The sequence below is a fragment of the Rhizobium sp. PEPV16 genome, assembly GCF_008919455.1.
GTDB classification, from domain to species: domain Bacteria; phylum Pseudomonadota; class Alphaproteobacteria; order Rhizobiales; family Rhizobiaceae; genus Rhizobium; species Rhizobium leguminosarum_Q.
On record NZ_VSZV01000247.1, the window covers coordinates 1 to 17,668 of the forward strand.

The window sequence follows — 17,668 nt, forward strand, 5'->3', positions numbered from 1 at the left end:
AGATTGAGAATGACGGTGGCAAGGTCAAGCGGCTTTTCCAGATAGACATCGGCGCCGGCATCGAGTGAGCGCGCGCGGTCCTCGGCAGCATCCGATCCGCTGCAGATAGCAAGCCGCATCGCCTTGAAACGATCATCCAGGCGCAACCGAGTGATCAGGCCGATACCGCTATCGAGCGGCATGTAGAGATCGGCGACCAGCAGATCGGGCAAGGTCTTACCTTTCGCCCCGCGCGTCGCCAGCGCCTCCAGGGCCATTTCGGCGGTCGAAAAACAGAATAGATCGACGTCTATCTGCTGCTTTCTGCTCATATAGTCGACATAGAAGAGGTCATCATTGCTATCGTCGACATAAAATATGGTGGTCATTCAGCACCGTGATTTGGATATTGTTCAAATGAACCTCGCTGTCCTTAGACATCACCATACCGCGGTTCCACTGAAATTCGATATACCTCATCGCAGATCATTTCGCAAAAAGCGCGGCACCGCCCTGCCTTGCCTATTGAGTATTGCTCGATTTCGGAAAAGATGGCCGCGCAAACCGAAGGAGGACACACGGGTGCAGGATCAGGGCAACGTGGACCTGCAGGACCAGCCAAGGCGACACTACCGAGCCTTTGCGATTGCCGTCGGCTGCCTGATATTCGTTCTCGGCGTGACGGCGGTTGCCGGCTGGCTGCTGCAGGTCGAGATTGTCATTTCGCTGGTTCCCGGCTTTCCGTCGATGGCCTTCAATACCGCGCTCTGCTTCGTGCTTTCCGGCGTGGGGCTTGCCGCTTCGACACTCGCCGCCCGCCGCTTTCGAGCAACGGCGGCGATCACGGCAGGGCTTGCGGCGGCGATCGCCGCGGCCCGGCTCGTGGAAATCGTCATGATCGGGCGGACTTTTCACAATGTCGACGTGTTGATCTCGCGCTTCCTGGTTTCGCCGGATTTCATCGCCGAGATCGGCGGCGGCATGGGGCCGAACACGGCGCTGGTCTTCCTGATCGCCAATCTTTCGCTGCTGCTCTCGCTCCAGGTGGAGAGGTCGAGAAGCCAGGTAGTGCAGGAATTGACGAGCTATGTCGTTATCACGCTCGGCATGATCGCACTAGCCGGCTATGTCACCGATGCCGAACAGGGCTACCGCTGGGGGCCCTATGCGGCGATGGCGCTGCATACGGCGGTCGGCATGGTGATCTTCGGCTCCGGGCTTCTCGCCCGCTCCTGGTGGATGCAGCCGGCAAACCGGGCGCAGATCCCACTCTGGATCCCGGCTGCGGTCTGCTTCACCGGCCTTCTCGTCGATCTCTATACACCGCTGGGTGTCGCCAACGGCATTCTCTATGTACCGCTGGTGCTGACGGCGCTCTGGTTCGGCAACAGAAATGCGCCGCTTTTCTTCGCCTTTGCCTGCACCGTGCTGCTGACGCTCGGCTTCTTCGCCGTCAAGCACGACGAGGCCGGTTTTTGGCAGGAGATCGCCAACCGCACCATTACGGCTGCCACGCTTTGGCTGATCGCGCTCCTCGTCTTCTATTTCATGCGCAACAATTATAACCTCGAAAGCGAGCGCGTCCGTTTCGGCGCGCTGGTGCGCGGCACGCCTGATGCCGTCGTCGTCATCGACGAGCGTGGAACGATCAGGAATTTCAATCCGGCGGCTGAAGCCATGTTCGGTTACTCCCCGCAGGAGACGATCGGCAAAAACATCAAGATGCTGATGCCCGAACCCTACCATTCCGAGCACGACGGCTATCTCGCCCATTACCGGCAGACCGGCGAGGAGCGCATCATCGGCACGACGCGCATGGTCTCCGGACGACGCAAGAACGGCATCGTCTTTCCCATCGATGTTTCCATCAGCGCCGTCGTCGCCGGCCATACCAAAACCTTCGTCGGTATCGTGCGCGACATCAGCGAGCGCGTCCGGCAGGAAGAACGGATGAAAACGACGCTTTCCCAGCTCGAGGCCTATACAGCCGAGCTCGAGCGCAGCAACCACGACCTCGATGAATTCGCCTATATCGCCTCGCATGATCTCAAGGAACCGCTGCGCGGCCTGCACAACCACTCCCGCTTCCTGTTGGAAGATTATGAAGACAAGCTCGATGCGGACGGCGTGCGCCGGCTGAACCGGCTCGTGCGTCTCAGCCAGCGCATGGAGAAGCTCGTCAACGAGCTTCTTTATTTCTCCCGGCTCGGGCGCCAGCAGCTGGCGGTCAAACGCACCGATATCGGCCTGATCGTCAAGGATGTCGTCGCGACGATGGAGCTGCTGCTGGAGGAGCGGCATGCCAAAGTCATCATCGACGGCCGGCTGCCGGAGGTGGTCTGCGACGCGCCGCGGTTGACTGAAGTCTTCCGCAATCTCATCACCAATGCGGTCAAATACAACGACAAACCGGCGCCACTCGTCTCAATCGGTTATCTTGACCGGTTCGTCGGCAAGGACGGCACGGTTGCCCGCAACGTGTTTTTCGTTAAGGATAACGGCAAGGGCATTCCGCAGGAATTCCACGAGGATATTTTCCGCATTTTCAAACGGCTGGAAAAGTCGCAGGATTCCGACGACGGGACCGGAGCAGGCCTCACCTTCGTTCGCAAGATCATCGCGCGGCACAATGGCGATATCTGGCTGGAATCCGAGGTCGGTACCGGCACGACATTCTACTTCACTCTGGGAAAAAAGCGCGAGGGGCAGAATGCAGCAGCGTGATACGCAACCGATCCTGATCGTCGAGGACAGCGAAGACGATTTCGAAGCGACGATGCGCGCCTTCAAACGTACCAACCTGCGCAATTCGATCCGCTGGGCGGCCTCCGGTCAGGAAGCGCTCGACATGCTCGCCGAGATGGTGCCGAAACCCGGGCTGATCCTGCTCGACCTCAACATGCCGGGCCTTGACGGCCGCAAGACGCTGGAGGCGATCAAGTCGAACGCCGGCTTGCGCAAGATCCCGGTGGTGATCCTCACGACCTCAGACGACGAACGTGACATCGAAGGCTGCTATGCGCTCGGCGCCAATACCTATGTGCAGAAGCCGGTGGATCTCGACGGGCTCTTCGCGGCGATCCAGCGGCTGAAGGAATACTGGTTCGAAATCGCGATCCTGCCGCTCGAGGACTGACAGATTGGCGGAACACTGCTCTATTCTCATCATCGACGACAACATCGACGATCTCGAGGTCTATCGCCGCATATTGGGCCGCGTTTCCAGCACTGCCTATACCGTCGTGGAGGCGGAGACGGGCGAAGAGGGTCGTGCGCTGAACGGCCGGAAACGGCCGGACTGCATCCTGCTCGACTATTCGCTGCCGGGGCGCGACGGGCTCGGCGTTCTTGCCGATATCCTGGAGGATGATCCCGCCGCCAACGTCATCATGCTGACCGGCCAGGGCAACGAAACCGTGGCCGTCGAGGTGATGAAGAGCGGGGCACGCGACTATCTGACGAAGGATTCGCTTTCGCCCGAGACACTGCATCGCTGCATTCAGAACGCCATCATGCACGGCATGCTGGAAGCGAAGCTGGAGCAGAAGCGGCAATCGCTTGAGATCTTCACCCGCGCCATGGCCCATGATTTGAAGGAGCCGCTCCGGACGATCAAATCCTTCAGCCGCATCCTGCACGGTTCTGCAGCGCTTCCGGCCGAAGACCGGGAATTGCTCGATTACGTGCTCAGCGCCGCCGACCATATGGAAGACCTGATCGTCAAGGTCTCGGGCTTCACCAAGCTCGAGGCCTCCGGCGGGCTGGAGCTCAAGCCGGTCTCGCTCTCTGATGTGCTCGGCCAGGTGGAGGACAATCTGCGCCAGCAGACCGAAAGCCGCGGCGCCGTCATCATCCGCGGGGCGCTGCCGGAGGTCATGGGCGACGCGACGCTGCTGACCCAGCTCCTGCAGAACCTGGTGTCGAATGCCATTCGCTATTGCGAGCAGAAGGTTCCGGAGATCAGCATCACAGGCGAAGCGCAGGGCGATACCTGCCGCCTCACCGTGCGTGACAACGGGCCCGGCATCGATCCTGAACATCGCGAGCTGATCTTCCAGCCGTTCAAGCGTCTCGTCGGGCGCGGCATCGAAGGCACCGGGCTCGGCCTTGCCATCTGCCGCCGCATCGCGCAGATGCATGGCGGCTCGATCTGGTGCGAGGCGGAAAATGGGCCGGGCGCCACCTTCATTCTCGAAGTGCCGCTCGCCGAGGCGAGGCCCGCGCCGCTGGCCGCATCGGCCGTGCCACACAGCGCAAGGCCGGCGGAGCAGCCAGGAGAAGGTCCGGGCAGGCTCGCCGAAGTGCTGCTGGTCGAAGACAGCCCGGCCGACATCCAGATTCTGAAGATCAAGCTGATGCGGCGGGACAAGGTGAATTTCAACCTGCATGTCGCCACCAACGGACGCGAGGCTATGCGGCTGCTCGAAGAACGCGCCGGCATCGCAAATGTGCCGCAGATCGACCTGATGCTGCTCGACATCAACATGCCGATCATGGACGGCTTCGAGGTGCTGCATGCGCTTTCCGTCGATGCCCGCCTCAAGCAAATTCCCGTCTGCATCCTCAGCACATCGAGCGACGAGACCGACATGCGCCGGGCCAAAAATCTCGGCGCACGCGCCTATATGGTCAAGCCGCCGACCCTGCAGCAATTGGAAGAGGCGCTCGAAGATGTCGAACATTTGGAGTTATTGCAGCGCGGCGATTCGCTTGCGCTTTGTGCGGAACAAAATTAAGCGATGGTCATTGGCAACAGTATGACCTTCGCAGCTCTCATACTCGCGCTCCTGACGACGCCGCTTCAATCAGGACTGCTCTCGATGGTATCAGGCATACATCACGTTACGGCCATCACCCGAAAGGTGCAGGCGAACGTGGACTTCTACGCCGGCTTTCTCGGCATGCGGCTCGTCAAGCAGACGGCCGGTTACGAGGACGCGACGCAACTTCATCTCTTCTACGGCGATGCGGCGGGAACGCCGGGATCCCTCCTCACTTTCCTCGCTTGGGAAGATGGCGCGCCCGGCCGGGCCGGCTATGGCCAGATCAGCGAAATTTCGTTGGCGATCGATCCCGCCAGCATCGGCTACTGGCTGACGCGGGCCATGAGCTTCGGTCTGAGATCCGAGGGACCGGCCGACGAATTCGGCGAGCCCGTCCTGCGGCTGAAAGACCCTGACAACATCATCCTCAAGCTCGCAGGCGCAAAGAACCTGACATCGCCGTCCGCCTGGGACGGAGCTTCGATCCCGGCCGAGCACACCATACAGCGCGTGCGCGGCGCCACCATGCTGACGGAAAAACCCGCCGAAAGCCGCAGCTTCCTCGAAAGCCATTTCGGTTACCGCTTCCAGACCAACCGCGGCACGATCGACAGGCTGGTTTCGGAATCGGGCGACGTCATCGACGTGCGCGATGCACGCGGCTTCTGGTCCGGTGCGCCAGGCACCGGCACGGTCGATCACGTCGCCTTCCGGGCCCCTGATGAGGACGCGCTGCGTTCGGTATCCAAGGCGCTGGAGAAGACCGATGCGTCGCCGACCAACATGCACGACCGCAAGTATTTCCGCTCGCTCTATGCCCGCGAGCCTGGCGGCACGTTGGTGGAGCTTGCAACCGACAAGCCCGGCATGACTGTTGACGAAGAGCATGCATCCCTCGGCACCAAGCTCTTCGCGCCGCCGGAAACGATCACCAATCTCGACGACCTGAAGGTGGTTCTGCCGCAATTTTCGATGCCCGGCCAGCCCCGCATCAACTACCGCGAGCTGCCGTTCGTCCATCGCTTCTACACGCCGCCGAATCCCGACGGCAGTGTCTTCGTGCTCCTCCACGGCTCGGGCGGCAATGAGACGACGCTAATGCCGCTCCTGAACAAGGCGGCGCCTCGAGCAACCCTGATGGGCGTGCGAGGGCGCGCGACGGAAGAGGGTTTTCCGCGCTGGTACAAGCGCATTACACCCTTCTCCTTCGACCAGAACGACATCAAGACTGAGGCCGAAGCCTTCGCGGCCTTCATCGAAGGCGCCGTCAAGTCCTACGGCCTCGATCCCAAGAAGGTGGTCTATGTCGGCTATTCCAACGGCGCCAACCTCTTGAACTCGCTGCTCTACCTGCACCCGAACCTCGTTCACAAGGCGGTGCTGCTGCGATCCATGCCGGTTCTTAGCGACTATCCGCATGCCGATCTGAAGGGCACCGACCTGCTCGTCATCAGCGGCAAGACGGATGCCTACGGCAAATATGCGAGCGAGCTGGAGGAAAGGCTGAAGAGTTCGGGCGCCACCGTCGATTCCGACGTCATCTCCGGTGGTCATGACCTCGGCGATGCCGATGTACCGATCATCCAGAAGTGGCTGCTGCAGAGGATGGGTGATGATCCACAGCCGCTGGAGCAGCAAGCGGTTAAGCCGGCGCGCGAGACGTCCGGGCAACCATGATGCCGGCGAGCACCACCGCGGCGCCCAGCGCCTGCATCATCCCGATCGCCTCATTGAGCAGCGCCCAGGCAAGGATTGCCGCAACGACCGGCTGCAGCAGCAGCGTCAGCGATGAAAAGGCCGCCGGCAGATAGGCGAGCGCATAGGTGATCGCCACCTGTCCGCCGGCATGGCTGATAAAGGCGAGGCCGAAGAGGATCGACCAGCCAAAGACGGTCGCGGGCAGCATCTGGCCTTCGAAGAAGAAGGCTATCGGAAAAATGCATACGGCTGCCGATGCCGTGCTCCACAGCATGATGCGGATCGTATCGAACCGGCTGCGCAACCTGCCGATCGCCAGGATATAGCAGGCATAGAAGAAGGCGGCGATCATCGCGGCGCCGTCGCCGCTGAGGTCGCCATTGCCAACGGCCGCCGGTCCGCCCTTCAGAATAACCACTCCGGCGAGTGCCAGGACCAGTCCCAAGAGGAAGACGATGCTGGTTCTCGCCCTGAAAAACAGTACGGCGATCAGCGTGACGAAAACAGGCGCGAGATTTGCAAGCAGCGTCGCGTTGGCGACCGAGGTCATGGTGAGCGAAAGATGCCAGGCGGCCAGGTCGAGCGCCAGCATGAGGCCCGGAAAAGTCAGCAGGGCATAATCGGAAACGTTTTGCGGCTTTGGTCCCGCATCCTTCTTCACGAGCGAGACGATGAATATCGGGATCAGCGCAAGCGCCACACGCCAGAAGGCAGTGGCCATCGGCCCGGCCTCGGACAGTCGGACGAAGATCGGCGAGCCGCCGATCGCCGCCCCGCCGAGAACGAGCGCGGCAAGGGCGAAACGATTGGAAGGCGAGGCATCGGAGAGGGTGGAAGCAGTCTGCGACATGATCTGGATATTTCTGATTGCCCGAACGACGACAGCCGGCCATCGACTGCCGAGTGCGTAGCAGAAGTCGACCGCCGGCGACAGTCGAAGAGCGACATCGAAACTGAAAATCAGACGTGATGCGTGTTCGTCTTGGCCAGCCGTAGCTTTTCGGCGATCTCGGTCGCGACGAAGAAGGCATGCTCGGTCACCTGCGGCAGTCCCATCAGCTCGCCGAAGGTGCCGCGCGCCAACGGACCGGAGATCAGCAGAGAGGGATCTGCCTTTCCTGACGGGCCGATCGCCTCCGAGCGCTCGGTGCAGGCAAGGCCGAGGCCGGTCGGATCGAGCGTCAGATGGCCGCTTGCCGCCAAGGCTGCGAGCCAGGGCTGGGTTTGGAGAATACCGCCATGCGCCGGGCCGGTGGTGACGACGACGGCGTCATAGCTTCGCTCTAACGGCTGGCGCTGATGACGCGGCTGCAGGGTGCAAAGAATGAGCTCGCCCTCGATGCGCGCATCGGCGACGGAGCCTGCCAGGATATCGAGGCGGCCTGCCGCAACCGCCGCGTCGAGCACGGCCTCGACCTGCGGGGCGATCCGGAAACGGTGTACATCCCAATAGGGACGCAGATGGCGGACGAGACGGCGTCGTTCGGCAACCGACAGCGCCAGCCAGAGATCGTATCCCTGCGCCCGCACCTGATCGATCACCCCATGCCAGCTTATGCCCTCTTCCTTCGCCGCACCTATGGCGGCGCGGATGCCTCTCAGCAGCGACACGGCGGAATGGGCCGCATCGGAGACGAAATCGCCGAAAATCTCCTGCGGTACCGGCGGATGGCCGCGAGACCGCAGCCCGCGGCGCGAGATCGCGGTCACCGGACCGTCATGCCCGCGCTCAGCAAGCGAGGCGATGACATCGGCGGCCGTCAGGCCGTTGCCGATGACCAACACCCGGTCCTGCGGGCGGATTACGTCGAGCGCGCCCGGCTTGGTGGTATCGGCGACGAAACGGGGATGAGCGGCAAGCCGGCTCGCAAGCCGGCCGGGGGCTGCCGGCGGCGGATGGCTGGTGGCGATCGCGACGATATCGGCCTCCGTCACGCCGCCTCTATCGTCGCGGATCGACCAGCGGCCGGCACGGCGTTCGACACTCGTCACCGTCGCGCGGCGATGACGCACGGTACCGTCTTCCAGCAGCGGTTTCAGCAGCGAAGCGACATAATCGCCGAAGAGCCGGCGCCGGGGAAAGAGCGAGCCATCGGGCTGCGTGGCCTCTGGGTCGCCGGCGACGGCGTCGCGGGCTTCGATCCATGCCAGGAATTCGCCCAGATCATCGGGCTGCAGGCTCATCTTGGCGGCTGGAACATTGATACGGTGGGCCGGATCGGCCGTGTCATAGGCAAGGCCGCGGCCGAGTTCGGCGCGCGGCTCGAAGACCACGATGGCAGGGCGCTCGCCGCAGTCGGCTCTGGCGAGATGATAGGCGACGCCGGCGCCGGAGACACCGCCGCCGATGATGGCGACGACGGGTTGTTCAGACGTCGGGAGAGGCTTGGGCTGCATGGTGGCCGGGATCATTGCTTTCGATGCCCGAACATAGAAGCGGGGCAGTGGTCACGCAATCCTCCGCTCTCGATTGTCTATAATTATTATGTAGATTTAGCCTTACCCCGATATCGTCGTCGAGAACTCGGGATTGCCGCGGATGGTGTTGCTCACCGTGCAGATCTCGTCTTCGGCGGCATGGGCGATTTTCTGTCGGGTTTCTTCGTCGATATCGCCCTTGATCGAAAAAACGATATTGAACTTTGAAACGCGCGAAAGGCCTTCCGTCGCCTTCTCGCCGGTGACGTCGGCAGTGATCTCGCTGATCTTATCGAGAACGCCCATCTGGCTGGCGGCGATGCGGGCGCTGAGCACCAGACAGGCCGAGAGCGAGGAATAGAGCAGATCGAGCGGATTGAAACCCGGCTGCGACGGCGCGGTGACGATATCGATCTCGCCCTTGGTGGCGGAGGTGACGTGCGGAAAACCGGTGCGGCCGAGAACGGCGGTGGCGCCGGTCGGGCGCGGACGTGCCTTGAGATCGGCCATGTTGAAATCCTCTCACGAACATCTTGCAGATGGTGATTTCCGCCTGAGGCGGCAATGGCAAACGCCGCCCATGGGTTTCGGAACCTTTCCATCCGTCATCAGTTGAATACACCTGAACGAAATCAGTGACAAAGGTGGATTGTGATGCCTGACGTCCGCAGGATGGATAAACAAGGCCGGCGGATGGATGCTCGCGATCGGCTGATCGTTGCACTCTATGCGCAGCTGAAGGCCGAGCGGGAAACACGGGAAACGCTGGAATGGGCGATCCGCAACGGCGCCATCTCGCAGGAGGTGCTGGAGGCGATCGCTGCCGATCCGGTTCCGGTCGTCACTAGCGAGGATATCGCATCGCTAGAGAAGATCATCGCGCTCGACGAACGGCGCAAAACAAATCGGAACTAGCCGACGACCTCATGCACCCGATTTAGTTGAGAAGAGGAGATCCGAGATGGCCGATATCACCTATCAGGTCGTGCCGCATGACAATGGCTGGGCCTATAAGCTCGGCGACACGCTTTCGGAAACCTATGCGACAGCGGATGAAGCGATCATTCATGCCAAGGATGCCGCATCGCGCCAGAAGATCGGCGATGGCGATGCACTGCTCGCCTATCCCGCGCCCGACGGCCGCGGCTGGGCATTTCAGGAAATCGAAACCGACAAGAGCGGCAGCCGGCTCTGATTTGATGCGGAGGATGGAATGGCGGCTCGGGCAAGCTGGAAGGGTCATCTGAAGGTGGGCGACCTTGCCTGCGCCGTTGGGCTCTACACCGCCGTTTCCTCCTCCGATCGCGTCTCCTTCAACATCATCAACCGCAGGACCGGCCACCGCGTGGAACGGCAATTCGTCGACAGCGAGACCGGCAAACCGGTCGAGCGGGGCGACCAGGTCAAGGGTTACCAGATGGAGAATGGTGACTACATCGTCATTGAAGGTGACGAGATTGCCGAAATCATGCCGGAAGGCGACAAGGTGCTCGATGTCAAGGCTTTCATTGCCTATGACGATATCGACAAGCTCTATTTCGACCGTCCTTATTATCTCGCGCCCGCCAACGAACATGATGAAGAGGCGCTGTCGCTGATCGCCCGCGCCATGCGCGACGGCAAGGTCGCGGCTCTGGCCGAAGCCGTGCTTTTCCGGCGCAACCGGACGCTGCTGATCCGTCCGCATGACGACTACATCGTCGCGACGATGCTGAATTTCGACTACGAGGTGCGCTCGGCCGATACCATCTTCACGGACATTCCAGACATCAAGTTCGACAAGGAGATGCTCGAACTCGCAGGCCACATCCTGGATACGAAGCGTGGCAGCTTCGAACCGAGCGAATACGAAGATCGCTACGAGGCTGCCCTCGTCGAACTGGTGAAGGCGAAGATCGAGGGCCGGGCGCCACCGAAGAAGAAACCGCCCCAGGAACGCAAGGTCGTCGACCTGATGGAAGCGCTGCGCCAGAGCGCCAAGATGAGCGGCAAGGGCTCGGCGAAGAAGAAGGCGCCGGCGCGCAGCGACAGCCAGAGGAAGAAGGCAAGCTGAGATGGCATCGCCCCCCGGCGGGCGATGGGCAATCTCAGGCGCACCCGACCTCGCGCGAATGCATCGGTTTATCGCGCCGGCGAAGCCGGCTGGACCTGAAGCGCGTCAAAGTGGATTCCCGCGGTGCGCTTTAAGTCTTTGATTTATGTATGTCGTTTCCCAAAATCGCTGGCCACTTTTTCATTGGCGCGGCTTCTCGCCGCCTTCGGCCGCCAGGCTCTTTTTCAGCGCATCCATGATATTGATCACGTTGCCGGTCGATTTCACCGGTGCAGGTTTTTGCGCGGGCGCCGCCTTCTTCAGGCTCTTCTGCTTGCCGCGGATCATCGACTTCAGGCGTTTCTGGATCGGATCCTGCACCATGGCCGGGCTCCAATTCTTCGTCTCTTCCTTCACCAGTTGCGTCATCAGCGTCAGCAGCTTGCTGTCGATTTCAGTTTTGCTGTCGAGTTCGGCCACGGGATCACGCACCTCGTCGCCATAGCGCAGCGTCCAGAGAACGATGCCTTTGCCCAGCGGTTCCAGCAGCACCGCACGCTCGCGGCGATAGAGAACAAGGCGGGCAATGCCGACGACGTCATTTGCCTTCATCGCCTCGCGGATGACGCAGAAGGCTTCCACCCCGACCTTGTCCTCGGGCGCCAGAAAATGCGGTTTGTCGTACCAGATCCAATCGATCGAGCCGCGCGGCACGAAACTGTCTATCTCGATGGTGCGGGTGCTTTCGAGCCCGACTTCCTCGATCTCCTCGTCCTCGAGAAGGACATAGTCGTCCTCGCCGCGCGGATAACCCTTTACCTGATCCCTGTCGGCAACGGGCTTGTGGGTGACGCTATCGACATAGCGGCTTTCGACGCGGTTCTTCGTCTGGCGATTGAGGACGTGGAAACGGACCTTGTTGCTTTCGGTCGTCGCCGGCGTCAGCGAGACGGCGGCGGTGACGAGCGAGAGCTTGAGATAACCTTTCCAGAATGTCTGACGTGCCATGTCTGTCCTGTCTCCCGGACACGGTTGGGCATGGCAATCAACGGAGGGTTCGGTCTTTGGTTCCGGCAATTGAAGATTTCGTTGATCAGATACGGTCGATGCATTTTCGTTTCGTGGATCGGCTGCCATAGACCCGAGCATTGCTGGCGGAGAGGCCAGAGCCACTCTCTCCTTGCCACCGCCATTTTCCTCTTCAATAATGAAAGCCCCAAGACGTCAGGATATCGGTAATCTGAATGTTGCGACTTTTCGCCAACCTCGTCATCGTCCTCGCATGCAATTTCTTTCTCATCGTCGGCAATGCTGGCCCGTCCTTTGCACAGGAATGCCCTGACCCGACAAAAGCGACGAATGCCTCGGCCCAGCAAAAGCAGGCAAGCAAGCGATTAAATCGCGCTCTTCCCAGCTATCGCGCCAGATCGGCCCGATACAACATGGCTCTTGTCGGCGATTCGCTCGTCGAACTCTGGCAGCCCTGGATCAAGGAGAGCTTTCCCACCCGCCCGGTGATGAACCTCGCGGTCGCCGGCGACACCACGCAAAATGCATTGTACCGCCTCGAGGGTTTAGACCTTCCGGATTTCCATCCCGCGGACGTCGTCGTGCTGATCGGCACGAACAACCTGGGTGCGAAAACCGCGCCATGCGCAGTGGCAGCTGGTGTCGTGGCTGTTGTCAGCAAGGTTCGCGGTCTTTGGCCGGACGCCCATATTTACGCGTTGTCCATACCGCCTCGGGGCAAGCGCTATGCCTTCTACGAGGATGTCAGAATTCCGGCCAACCAGCTTGTCGCATCGTCATTGGCTGAAATGCCGGGTGTCACGTTCGTTCAAATGAACGATGATATGTTGCGGTGCGGTAAGCCAAGCGATAAGGATTGTTCCAACTACAAGCCTGACCATCTTCATTTCAATGAAGGGGCATACAAGCTGATCACGAGCTTCCTCGCCGCAGCGGGTCTGCAGCTTTGATTTTTGCCGCTCAGGTGGTTACCAAAACGTAAGGCGGAATGTCATGAGCACCTCATTTGACAGCTACCAACCGATTGGCCTGCAAAGACATAGACCCAGAGCTCGGGCACAATATCGCGTTCGGCGTGAAACCCTCGTTCGGATCCTCCTCTCGGCAATATTTTATATTTCCCTCTGGAGAGCGACCGGCATGTGGTATGGGCTGCCCGCCGACTTCCAGGAGGGTGTCGGCAAAGATCCCATGCCAATGCGACTGTTGCTGATGTCGCTCGTTCCACTCATTGGCCTCTACTGCTTGCTGGAGCCCAGACGAGTCGTTGAATTGCTCCGCAGCGCTTCGCCGCTGGTCGGCATAGTCTGCTTATGCGTCTTTCTGTCGATTGCTTTTTCCGTCAGCGTTACAGCCTCGCTCCGGGCTCTCGTCGCCGTCGCATTGCTGACAGCTGGACCCCTTCTTTACAGAGCCCGTTATGGAGCCGTCGACACATTTGAAAGCCTGGCCAAATTTGCCATTGCGACGGCTTTCATCAATATTCTTTACACGGCAGCCTTTCCCCGGTTTGCGGTGATGAGAGGCAGCTATGCCGGGATGGTGAAAGGGGCCTTCTACCACAAAAACATGCTTGGCCAGTTTTCGGCAATAAACTTCATACTGCTGCTTCCAGCCCTGCCGATGTGGCGTCTGCGCTATTATGATCTCCTGCGATGGGCGGCAATGCTGCTCTACCTCGTGCTCATCGTGCTGGCGAAATCATCAACGGCGATCATCCTGCTTTCGATCGGAATAGCCGTATACTACGGAATGAGCTGGATTCAGCGCTTTCCAGGCCGCATCTTCAGATCCTTCGTCGTTCTTCTTGCATTCGCCCTGCTGGGCTTCGTCGTCTCCGTCGCGTTGATGGGCGTGGCACAGGCGATTGCCGAGTCATTCGGGAAAGACCTTACGCTCAGCGGACGTACGAATGTCTGGGAACAGTTGCTGCCGTTGATCTACGAGCGGCCGCTTACAGGCTGGGGATTTGCCTTGTTCCGACAACCCGAAATCATGGAGCAATATGTTCGCCTTACGTGGGACGCTCAATCCACCCACAACACCTATATCGAACTTGCGCTGAACATAGGCATACCCGCGACCATAATCTGGACGTCGTTCGTCGTAGTGCGGCTCGTGGCGAAGATGACCTCGTCGCCCCTCAATCAAGCACTTGCCATCACCAAGAGAAAGGAGGTTGTCATTATCCTCCTGATCTTGATCGGCGCATTCACCGAAGCCGGAATGATGCTCGCCCCCTTCATCTTATGGCCCCACACCGTGATCGCGCTTACGAGCCTTGGCCCGGAATTCCTGTCCCGCTTCCGCAAACCGACCCAGGCAGGCGCGCAACATGCATCAGGCTAAAAAGATGACTTCAAATAATCGTAGACTGGTTGGCCTCGATGGGATTCGTGGCTTGGCGGCTATTTGTGTGGCAGTGCATCACACCGAAGGTTTTGTCGGTTTCGATGCAGCACCTGCTGCCTATCTCGCCGTCGACTTGTTTTTTTGTCTCAGCGGCTTCGTGATCGGCCACGCCTATGAGAGGAAACTCATTCAAGAGTCTTCGCTCTCTGCCAATGATTTCGCCATCAAGCGTCTCATCCGCCTATACCCCCTCTATCTGCTCGGTTTGCTGCTCGGCGTCCTTGCATATGCAGGCATGTCGCTCAGCAGAAATCAGCAAATGGATCCGATGCTGTTTGCAACCTCGTTGATTGCCTCGATGTTCTTCCTGCCGGCGATCGGTGGAACATCGCTGAAGGCGCCGAACCTGTTCCCGTTCAACGGTCCGTCATGGTCTCTATTCCTGGAGATCGTGATCAACCTGGCCTACGGCTATACGGCGAGATTGCTGTCCAACGGTGTGCTCGCTGTGATCCTGCTTGCGTCATGGGTTTGGCTGGCGGCGCAAACGCTGGCCCATGGAAGCGCCGACTTGATCCCGCTCGACGGCGCCTTGCTCTCCGGATTTCCCCGCGTTCTCTTTTCTTTCAGCCTCGGTATCCTGATGTACCGCTACCGTCAGCGGCTTTCCCCTTCGGGCATCGGAAAAGCAGCCGCAGTGACAACAATCGTCGTCGCGACTGCTCTTCTCGTCTTCCAGGCGCCAGCCGCCTGGGTTGGCATAAAGGACCTGATTGTCATCACTGCTTTATTTCCTATCGCCGTGCTTGTCCTTTACACAGCCAACTTCGATGGCGTGCTGCGGCAGCCGCTTCTTATTGCGGGAGAGGCGTCCTACGCGCTCTATGCAATTCATGTTCCGCTGCTGGGATTGCTGTTGGGAGCCTGGAAAGCCGCTGGCCTGGGACAACCGCCGGCCTGGGCGATCTTTGCCATCGTTCTTCCGCTGATCGTCGTATTGGCCATTGTCGTCACCCGCCTCTACGATGAACCGGTTCGCAAAGCGCTCAGCGCAGGAAAGGCCATGAGACTTCGCTGGCGTCGATCCTGATTTTGGCGCGATGCGTAGATTCAAAAGTGTTAGAGCGTCCTTTCTCCGTCTGAAAGGACGCACGGCGCTCTAATCGTCGTGCAGCCAAGCGATACGCCGCTTAAATCGAGAGGTAGCGCTTGCGCCAAGGCAGCATGTGTTCCTGCCATGCGCGCGGCGTGAAATCGTCATAGGCAGTCTCAGCGATCGCCAGCATCCAGTTCTGCTCCTTGCGGGCCAGCAGGACGCATGACAATTCCATCCCGGGCTCGACCGTAATGGAAGGCCGATTGGCGCCTGGAATATCGATCCCCTTGTTCCGCCACTGGATGCGGATTTCGTCGGGCTCGGATGTCCATTCGCCGGAGGCAACGGAAGCGTTGCCGTCGGGCTTGAAGCGAAGCGGCGGCGGGGTGACATTCAGAAAGCTGCCATCGTTGCGATAGTTGCCATCGATATCACCCGCAGTCGTTTTGCCGTTTCCCTTGAGAACGATGTCCCGCTCGCACCGCAGGAATATGTTGCGCCGAAAGCTGCCGGACCACCGACGGTTGGCGAAGAACGCGATGTCGCATTGGCTAATGACGTTGTCGTGGATATCGATGTCTTTGCGAAATGCCAGCTCCTTATCCGAAAAACCGCTCAGGCTGACGCCACGATTGGTGTTCTCGATCCAGTTATCATAAATGTGATGGCCGGCGTGGTCGGCCTTGTCGCCGACGCCGTAGCCGAAGGAATAGTCATTCATCCTGCCATCGCGCATGATGTTGCTGCGCACCACGGCGTCATCGCCGATCGACGAAAAGGAGAAATTCTTGCCGCCGATGAAATTGTACTCGACCAGGTATTTTCGCGTTTTGTCGCAGACCAGCGCGCCCTTGTTCGATGCGCTCGCCGGCGACTGCAGGAAGAGGTTGCCGCGGATCACGATATCGGAGCTGATATTGTCGTCGCTGTTTTGATAGGCGAACTGGCAGCAGTCTGCTCCCTCGCCCGGTGCTGCGCCGATGCGATTATTCTCCAGCAACACGTGCGTCGTCTTCGTCAGGTAGATGCCGTCGCCGTTCACATTCTCCGTTTCACAGCGCCTGACGGTGAGATTCGTGCCATTGTGAAATTTGAAGCCTCGAGGAGAATTCTTGACGATAACGTCTTCGATCACCGTATCGGAAAACACCTGATAGGCGACGCCGACATCGGGCGCACCATCGATGACCTGTCCGCGTGTAGACGCGCCGTGAACTTTCTTTCGCAGGATGGCGGTCATTACATTTCCTTCGATACCGGTGCCGCGGGGAATTAAGCAGAGGGCATGTGGCGGATGTTTGAATATTTGGAAATCATCTGGCTTCTGGCAGGTACACGCTTCGCCTTCCCACAGGCGCTGTTCAAGTGATCTCTAAGACCAAGCGAAGCTGACAGCACATCGTATCAGCTTATAAACCGCCCATCTTTCAAAAACGACAGGGTCTGGCTCCGCATCGTCCTGTTGACGGGCAAGAAAGTGTGGTTTGCCGGAATGACGATATGCGCTGCCGCGCCGTCGAGACGGGTGCTCTCCACCGAAACCTTTCCATCATTCGGAACCCTGACGCCAATGATAAGCGACGAGACCGGGTCGATGGTCCGGTTCCCAGCGATGATGCCAAGTTCATAATCCACTGTGCCGAACAGGTCGGTCATTTCGGTTTGATCCGTAATCAGCTGCTGCCCCGCCGGCCCATAGACCTTCCTGTATAAGGGCCAGTTCTTGAGGAAATCAGCAATCTGACTGCCGTTGTTCGGCGTTCCGACCATGACCACTCTGCCCAAATTGGCTGGGCGATAATGCCTGAGAAAAGCACGGATGAGCAGCCCGCCCATCGAATAACCGACGAAATGGACCCGGCCCTCGCCTGCCTCCTTCGCAGCGTCGTCGATCTCAGGTCGGATGATGTCGATGAGGTCGCTGATCGAAAACTTGGTGGAGGGGTAACCGACATTCACAACCCGATAACCGTGGCCGGACAGGAAGCCGGCGAGCTTCGCCATGCTTTTCCTCGTCCGGGCAATGCCGTGAAACAGGAGGACTGTGTCGTTCATCATCTGTCCGCTTAACGGGCTGCTATCGATCAGGCTCTATCCTGTAGCTTTCAAGGTGAAGCTTGTCACGAACGACAGACGTTCTCGAGTAGAGGCGCGCTTGATGCGGCGTCCCGCTAGTGATCTATTGGACGATGAAATGAAGGTGAACTTCAGCAGCCCGTCTCATGAATGTTCGACCGCTCCTGTGCTAGTGCCCTTTGCGCCTTTGAACAGACGCGCGGCGCTGTAGAGAAAGAAATGCGT

The 17,668-nt window shown here is 59.6% G+C and carries 17 protein-coding genes; 10 read left to right on the top strand and 7 right to left on the bottom strand.

The genetic code is table 11. The features are described from left to right. The coding region (locus FY112_RS09250; protein ID WP_151518235.1) for a response regulator at nt 1-368 on the bottom strand (368 nt) is incomplete at its 3' end. A 28-nt stretch (nt 369-396) separates the two neighbouring features. Here FY112_RS09250 and FY112_RS09255 point away from each other — a divergent pair. The 4 genes from FY112_RS09255 to FY112_RS09270 are packed head-to-tail and all read left to right on the top strand — an operon-like array spanning nt 397 to nt 6,419. Then, on the top strand, nt 397-2,703 hold the full coding sequence (locus FY112_RS09255; RefSeq protein ID WP_181018191.1) for a PAS domain-containing sensor histidine kinase: 2,307 nt from the start codon (nt 397-399) through the stop codon (nt 2,701-2,703). Further along, nucleotides 2,690-3,115: a response regulator gene (locus tag FY112_RS09260; protein WP_017958959.1), complete on the top strand. Its 426-nt coding sequence runs from the start codon at nt 2,690-2,692 to the stop codon at nt 3,113-3,115. The genes FY112_RS09255 and FY112_RS09260 overlap by 14 nt, the downstream gene beginning before the upstream one ends. Before the next feature lie 4 nt (nt 3,116-3,119). After that, entirely contained in the window at nt 3,120-4,715 is a 1,596-nt protein-coding gene (locus FY112_RS09265) for a response regulator (protein WP_017958958.1), read from the top strand. Nucleotides 4,716-4,736: 21 nt separating this feature from the next. After that, nucleotides 4,737-6,419 carry a VOC family protein gene (locus tag FY112_RS09270; protein ID WP_231283383.1) on the top strand — a complete coding sequence of 561 codons (1,683 nt, stop codon included), beginning with the start codon at nt 4,737-4,739 and terminating at the stop codon, nt 6,417-6,419. Here the strand turns inward: FY112_RS09270 and FY112_RS09275 are convergent. The 3 genes from FY112_RS09275 to FY112_RS09285 form a co-directional block, all read right to left on the bottom strand. Further along, nucleotides 6,385-7,290 carry a DMT family transporter gene (locus FY112_RS09275; RefSeq protein ID WP_017958956.1) on the bottom strand — a complete coding sequence of 302 codons (906 nt, stop codon included), beginning with the start codon at nt 7,288-7,290 and terminating at the stop codon, nt 6,385-6,387. The genes FY112_RS09270 and FY112_RS09275 overlap by 35 nt on opposite strands. Before the next feature lie 110 nt (nt 7,291-7,400). Next, nucleotides 7,401-8,852 carry an FAD/NAD(P)-binding protein gene (locus tag FY112_RS09280; RefSeq protein ID WP_181018192.1) on the bottom strand — a complete coding sequence of 484 codons (1,452 nt, stop codon included), beginning with the start codon at nt 8,850-8,852 and terminating at the stop codon, nt 7,401-7,403. 87 nt (nt 8,853-8,939) lie between these two features. Beyond that, nucleotides 8,940-9,368, bottom strand: a complete 429-nt coding sequence (locus FY112_RS09285) for an OsmC family protein (protein WP_094086735.1) — start codon at nt 9,366-9,368, stop codon at nt 8,940-8,942. Nucleotides 9,369-9,512: 144 nt separating this feature from the next. On the opposite strand from FY112_RS09285, the gene FY112_RS09290 reads away from it, so the two are divergent. The 3 genes from FY112_RS09290 to FY112_RS09300 are packed head-to-tail and all read left to right on the top strand — an operon-like array spanning nt 9,513 to nt 10,911. Next, entirely contained in the window at nt 9,513-9,773 is a 261-nt protein-coding gene (locus tag FY112_RS09290) for a hypothetical protein (RefSeq protein WP_017958953.1), read from the top strand. Between the two features lie 46 nt (nt 9,774-9,819). Continuing rightward, nucleotides 9,820-10,053: a DUF2188 domain-containing protein gene (locus tag FY112_RS09295; protein ID WP_017958952.1), complete on the top strand. Its 234-nt coding sequence runs from the start codon at nt 9,820-9,822 to the stop codon at nt 10,051-10,053. An 18-nt stretch (nt 10,054-10,071) separates the two neighbouring features. Continuing rightward, nucleotides 10,072-10,911, top strand: a complete 840-nt coding sequence (locus FY112_RS09300; RefSeq protein WP_094086736.1) for a Ku protein — start codon at nt 10,072-10,074, stop codon at nt 10,909-10,911. A 180-nt stretch (nt 10,912-11,091) separates the two neighbouring features. On the opposite strand, the gene FY112_RS09305 is transcribed toward FY112_RS09300, so the two are convergent. After that, nucleotides 11,092-11,898 carry a Ku protein gene (locus FY112_RS09305; protein WP_017958950.1) on the bottom strand — a complete coding sequence of 269 codons (807 nt, stop codon included), beginning with the start codon at nt 11,896-11,898 and terminating at the stop codon, nt 11,092-11,094. 236 nt (nt 11,899-12,134) lie between these two features. Here FY112_RS09305 and FY112_RS09315 point away from each other — a divergent pair, with 236 nt between their 5' ends. The 3 genes from FY112_RS09315 to FY112_RS09325 are packed head-to-tail and all read left to right on the top strand — an operon-like array spanning nt 12,135 to nt 15,361. After that, nucleotides 12,135-12,869, top strand: a complete 735-nt coding sequence (locus tag FY112_RS09315; protein WP_151518237.1) for a GDSL-type esterase/lipase family protein — start codon at nt 12,135-12,137, stop codon at nt 12,867-12,869. 43 nt (nt 12,870-12,912) lie between these two features. After that, nucleotides 12,913-14,268: an O-antigen ligase family protein gene (locus FY112_RS09320; protein ID WP_017958948.1), complete on the top strand. Its 1,356-nt coding sequence runs from the start codon at nt 12,913-12,915 to the stop codon at nt 14,266-14,268. Continuing rightward, nucleotides 14,255-15,361, top strand: a complete 1,107-nt coding sequence (locus FY112_RS09325; protein ID WP_131718658.1) for an acyltransferase — start codon at nt 14,255-14,257, stop codon at nt 15,359-15,361. The genes FY112_RS09320 and FY112_RS09325 overlap by 14 nt, the downstream gene beginning before the upstream one ends. Nucleotides 15,362-15,461: 100 nt before the next feature. Here the strand turns inward: FY112_RS09325 and FY112_RS09330 are convergent, their stop codons facing one another. Together FY112_RS09330 and FY112_RS09335 are read right to left on the bottom strand one after the other, a co-directional pair. Then, entirely contained in the window at nt 15,462-16,607 is a 1,146-nt protein-coding gene (locus tag FY112_RS09330) for a right-handed parallel beta-helix repeat-containing protein (RefSeq protein ID WP_151518238.1), read from the bottom strand. 164 nt (nt 16,608-16,771) lie between these two features. Then, nucleotides 16,772-17,422, bottom strand: coding sequence for an alpha/beta fold hydrolase (locus FY112_RS09335; protein WP_151518240.1), 651 nt, complete (start codon nt 17,420-17,422; stop codon nt 16,772-16,774). Between the last annotated feature and the right edge of the window lie 246 nt (nt 17,423-17,668).